Source organism: Nitrospira sp. BLG_2 (assembly GCF_049222245.1).
In genome coordinates, this window is sequence record NZ_JBLYIG010000249.1 from 1 (window position 1) to 4,584 (window position 4,584).

Annotated in this window: 5 protein-coding genes; all 5 read left to right on the plus strand. The window is 55.6% G+C overall.

The genetic code is table 11. The features are described 5' to 3' along the window. A partial coding sequence (locus ACOSYY_RS06855; protein WP_421661522.1) for a ferredoxin-like domain-containing protein occupies window positions 1–1,717 on the plus strand: 1,717 nt, incomplete at its 5' end. A gap of 15 nt (window positions 1,718–1,732) precedes the next feature. After that, on the plus strand, window positions 1,733–2,449 hold the full coding sequence (locus tag ACOSYY_RS06860; protein ID WP_421661523.1) for a phosphoadenylyl-sulfate reductase: 717 nt from the start codon (window positions 1,733–1,735) through the stop codon (window positions 2,447–2,449). 1 nt (window position 2,450) lies between these two features. After that, window positions 2,451–3,491, plus strand: a complete 1,041-nt coding sequence (gene trpD / locus ACOSYY_RS06865) for an anthranilate phosphoribosyltransferase (RefSeq protein ID WP_421661524.1) — start codon at window positions 2,451–2,453, stop codon at window positions 3,489–3,491. An 18-nt stretch (window positions 3,492–3,509) separates the two neighbouring features. Further along, a complete protein-coding gene (gene cysD, locus ACOSYY_RS06870) occupies window positions 3,510–4,307 on the plus strand; it encodes a sulfate adenylyltransferase subunit CysD (RefSeq protein ID WP_421661525.1) in 798 nt (265 codons plus the stop codon). Between the two features lie 180 nt (window positions 4,308–4,487). After that, window positions 4,488–4,584 (plus strand): GTP-binding protein (locus ACOSYY_RS06875; RefSeq protein ID WP_421661526.1); only part of this gene is annotated, 97 nt, incomplete at its 3' end.

Genomic DNA, 4,584 nt, shown 5'->3' on the forward strand with positions numbered 1-4,584 from the left:
CAAGGCCCGGATGAAGTTTGTGATCGACAAACTGGGATTTGACGAATTCAAACGGCGCTGGGAAGCAGCCTACGTCGACATGGGACACACCCTTCCCACAAACGGACCGTTGACCCTGCTTCCGCATCACGATGAGCCTCCGCGACTCATCATGCCGACGAGAAACGGTATGGCAAATGGAAACGGAAATGGCAACGGCAACGGGACTCACGCAATTGGCCACGAGACGCCGTTCGAGATGTGGAAACGGACCAACGTCGTGAAACAAAAGCAGGACGGGTACGTCACCGCCGCCATCAAGCTGTTCATGGGAGATATTACGGCTGAACAGATGCTGTTTGTCGCTGACCTGGCTGAGCGCTATTCGAACGGCAATCTTCGCACCACGATCAATCAAAACCTGGTCATCAGATGGATTCCTGCCGATGTGATCCCGCGCTTCTACGAGGACTTGGCGTCCATCAGATTGGCAGATCCCGGTGCCGAACTGGTTGAAGATATTATTGCCTGCCCCGGAACGGATACATGCGGTCTTGGGATCACCTCATCCAAAGGTCTTGCGCGAGCGCTGGCTGAGGTGTTTCCAGCCGGCCGTGTTCCTGAAGATCTTCAGGATGTGAACGTGAAGATCAGCGGCTGCCATAACTCCTGCGCCCAGCATCACATTTCAACAATCGGGTTGCATGGAGTCGGAAAACGCCTCGGAGACAATGTCGCCCCACACTATGAATTGCATCTCGGTGGTTCGGTGAACGGCACGGCCAAAATCGGCCAGATGACCGTGAAATTGCCGGCGAAAGCCGTGCCAGCGGCGGTCTCTCATTTGATCGATGTGTACCGGCGTGATCGCCAGGCAAACGAGAATTTATCGAAATTCATCGCACGCGTCGGGAAGAGCAAACTGAAAGACGAGTTGATCCCCTACACCATCGTGCCGTCTTATCAAGAGGACCCCACGTTCTATTATGATTGGGAGGGGGAAGAAGAATTTATCCTCGAGGATCTCGGCCCAGGCGAATGTGCGGGCGGTGCGCTGGAGATGATCGAAAACGGCATTCTGGAGGCCGATCAAGAACTCTACCAGGCGAAGTTGCTCGTAGAGAAGCATCAATATTCCGTCTCGGTGAACAAGTCCTATCGAGCCGTGCTGGCTGCGGCCAAGGCTCTGTTGGTGACCGAAGGGCTGGAACCATCAACAGACGCCGAAACATTCAGTGAGTTCGACAGCAGAGTTGCGCAGAAAGGTGTTGTGCCATCTCTTTATCGAGACCTCAGCAAGAAGGTCGGTGATCTGGGGCCGAAAGGGACGACGGCTGAATCGGCCCAGGAGAAGATGGCCTTTGCCAAAGGGTTCGTCGATGCCTGCCGCGCGGCGACGGATCAGCTGGGGAAGGACCTCAAGCTTTCGGCTGTGAAAGAAGAAATGCCTCCGGTCGCGCCTGCACCGGTTGTCCCCGCCCCGGTTGCTCCTGCTCCGACGGGTGCGCCTGTTTACGATCTGCGTGGCGTGGCATGCCCAATGAACTATGTGAAGACAAAGTTGAAACTGGAAATGATGGATGCCGGTGAGCAGTTGGAAGTGTGGCTCGATGCGGGTGAACCGATCAAGAACGTGCCGATGAGCCTTAAGAACGACGGGCACAAGGTGCTGATTCAGGAAGCCTTGGAGCCGGAAGCGTCGCATTATCGGATTTTGGTCGAAAAGGTTGAAGGATAAAAAAGACCGACTGCTATGACCGTGAATGACCGTTCCGAACTGGATGCAGAACTCAAAGCCTGGAGTGCTTCGTTCGAGACGAAGCAGCCACAAGATGTACTGGCGGCTGCTATTGAGCGATACGGCCAAAAGATTGTCGTGGCTTGCAGCTTCGGCGCGGAAGACGTGGTTCTCGTCGATATGGCGTATCGGATCAATCCCTCGGTGCCGTTGTTCTATCTCGATACCGATTTTCTGTTTCCTGAAACCTACGCCACTCGGGATCGACTGATTGAACGATACGGCCTTCAGTCGGCACAGGTCATCCAGGTGAAGTCAATGCTCACCCCACAGGGGCAATCAGAATCGTACGGCGAGGCGTTGTGGGCTCGAGATCCGGACCGGTGCTGCCAACTGCGGAAGGTCGAACCGTTGACCCGCGTTCTGCGCGGATACGACGCATGGGTTACCGGAATCAGACGGGATCAAGCCCCATCCCGCGCGCAAGCCGGATTGATCGAGTGGGATCAGAAATTTCAATTAATCAAGATAAACCCATTGGCCCGATGGACCTCAACCGACGTGTGGACGTACATCAAGGTCTACGAAGTCCCCTACAACCCGCTGCACGACCAGAATTATCCCAGCATCGGCTGCACCTATTGCACCGCTCCGGTGGCACCCGGCAATGATCCACGGGCGGGTCGCTGGAAGAACTTTGCCAAGACCGAATGCGGACTACACAAGTCGTAACATGCCGATTCAAGATATCCTCGCCAAGATCGCAAAGGGCCCGAAAGCTTCCAAGGACCTTACATGGGATGAGTGCAAACAGGCGATGAAGGCGTTGATTGAAGGTGAGGCCACGCCGGCGCAAGTCGGAGCTTTTCTCATTGCCATGCGATTCAAGATGGAATCGGTTACCGAGTTGGCGGCACTGACGGCCGCTGCGCGACAGTACGTGCCTTCTCTCACTGTCTCGCGGGACTTGGCCCTGGTGGATGTTCCGACCTATGCCGGAAAGCAGGACACGTTTCATGCGATTATTGCCGCGTCTATTGTCGCAGTAGCAGCCGGCGCCGCAGTCTTGATGCACGGCTATGACGGTATTCCTGGACGACCGGGCAGCGCCGGAGTACTGAAAGCCTTGGGCATTCCGGTTGATGCCGATCCAAAACTGGTTACCGAAGACGTGAACGGAAAAGGCTTTGCCTACCTGGATATCGGACTGTACCATCCACCCCTCTATCGATTCCTGGAGATGCGTCAAGAACTCGGAGTTAGGAATGTATTCCATCCTATCGCCAGGCTTCTGAACCCGGCTCGGGCTGCGGTGCAAGTCGTGGGATTGACGCATCCGCCGCATTTTGAAAAGACAGCCGAAGCTTTGCGAATTCTCGGGTGTCGGCGAGCATTGGTGATCCGGGGAGTTGAAGGGGATCCGGAATTGTCCGCCTCCATGGCGACGAGGGTCTTGGAATTGCGAGACGAGCGTATTACCCCTCTCGGTGTAGCCGCGAAGGACTTTGGATTGGCTTTCGCCTCCTCACGCGAGATGGCGGGGTTTCCTCCCGATCAGCGGGAAAAGGAGGCCGATCTGATCCGGCGAATTCTTCGGAACCAGGTTCAAGGCGGCCCGAAAGACTGGGTGCTGATGAATGCGGCCATGTTGCTCTATGCAGCGGGGAAAGGAGCGTCCCTGTCGGCCTGCTTTCCAACCGCACGAGCGGCGATTGACGGGGGAGCCGCAGGACGCAAGCTCGATGAATTGGTGCGGCAGCCGGTCGCCGCGTAGGGCCTAAGGAACAAGCTTATGAAACATCTTCGACAACTTGAAGATCAAAGCGTCTACATCCTCCGTGAAGCTTACAAACACTTCGACAATCTCGCCATGCTGTGGTCCATGGGCAAGGATTCGACGGTATTGCTGTGGTTGGCTCGCAAGGCTTTCTTTTGGCATGTGCCGTTTCCATTACTCCATGTCGATACCAGCTATAAAATTCCGGCGATGATCGAGTATCGTGACCGTCTCGCCAGAGAATGGCGGCTCAATCTGGTGGTGGGCCAAAACAAAGAAGCCTTGGCAGCAGGAATGAATCACACGATGGGCCGGGTGGTCTGTTGCACGGCGCTGAAGACGAACGGCCTCAAGCAACTGCTGGAGAATAAAGGTTACACCGGTGTCATTCTCGGCGTTCGTGCGGATGAAGAGGGAACGAGAGCCAAAGAACGCTATTTTTCTCCTCGGGACAAGCACGGAGACTGGGATTTCAGGGACCAACCGCCGGAACTGTGGGATCAGTACAAGACCACCTTCCCTCCCGGCACGCATATCCGAATTCACCCGCTCTTGGATTGGACCGAAATCAACATTTGGGAATATATCAAACTCGAGAACATTCCCTTCATCGACCTGTATCTCGATAAGGGCGACGGCACCCGCTATCGGAGTCTCGGCTGCGCGCCCTGTACGGCGCCTATCAAATCAACCGCCAAGACCGTGGACGACATCATCGAAGAGCTGCGGCATACGACGGTGGCCGAGCGATCAGGCCGGGCGCAGGACGAAGGGCGTGGGATGGAGCTATTGCGAAAAGACGGGTACATGTAGTCGGAATGCTGAAACGAGCATCCAGCTTTGTTCTCGGATCGAAACAATCCTCGACGTACTCACGGAGAGCAAGCTGTCTTGGCAGCTTGGGGTGGGCTGGTGGAATGAAGTACGCCTCCGGTTGTTTCTCCACCGGCCTCGCTGGTCTGCGCGTTTGAGCATTCTGCAGGATGAAAGAATATGACAACGATCGATACTAAGCCTTCTGAAAACCTCAACATCGTCATCGTCGGTCACGTGGATCACGGTAAGTCTACTTTGCTGGGCCGGCTCTATG

What these genes read in the sequence shown, in the direction of transcription:
- ACOSYY_RS06860 (WP_421661523.1), top strand. Translation starts at nt 1,733, where the DNA reads ATGACCGTGAATGACCGTTCCGAACTGGATGCAGAACTCAAAGCCTGG.
- trpD (WP_421661524.1), top strand. Translation starts at nt 2,451, where the DNA reads ATGCCGATTCAAGATATCCTCGCCAAGATCGCAAAGGGCCCGAAAGCT.
- cysD (WP_421661525.1), top strand. Translation starts at nt 3,510, where the DNA reads ATGAAACATCTTCGACAACTTGAAGATCAAAGCGTCTACATCCTCCGT.